The 529-nt window shown below is 38.3% G+C and carries 1 pseudogene; it reads right to left on the bottom strand.

Annotated elements, in window-relative coordinates:
* A pseudogene (locus tag AC1DJR_RS33085) lies at positions 1-529 on the bottom strand (S-layer homology domain-containing protein); the annotation flags it as partial.

Here is a 529-nt window from a genome sequence, read left to right as displayed (position 1 = left end):
CCTAGAAGGTCATTATATTTAAGATTCGTATTATATTTACTATTAATACCTTTTAAGATATTTTGGGCTTCAGAGGATAGTTGTTTTTTAACCATCGGATTTTCTAACGCCTCAGGGAAATATTCGAAATYCTTAGATACAATATTTGCATCTAACCCCTCTGGTAATTTAGGTGTCTCAGGTTTTGGATCTGGCTTTACTTCTGGTTTTTCTTCTGGCTTCGTTTCAGGTTTTGGATCTGGCTTCACTTCTGGTTTTTCTTCTGGCTTCGTTTCAGGTTTTGGATCTGGCTTCACTTCTGGTTTTTCTTCTGGTTTTGTCTCAGGTTTTGGGTCTGGCTTCACTTCCGGTTTTTCTTCTGGTTTCGTTTCAGGTTTCGGGTCTGGCTTCACTTCTGGTTTTTCTTCTGGTTTTTCTTCTGGTTTCGTTTCAGGTTTCGGGTCTGGCTTCACTTCTGGTTTTTCTTCTGGTTTCGTTTCAGGTTTTGTTTCTTTTTCGATTACATTAATAGAGTTATATAGGAACTGAC

This window comes from Bacillus sp. 05T31, from assembly GCF_056396725.1.
This window is presented reverse-complemented; position numbering and strand designations above follow the sequence as displayed.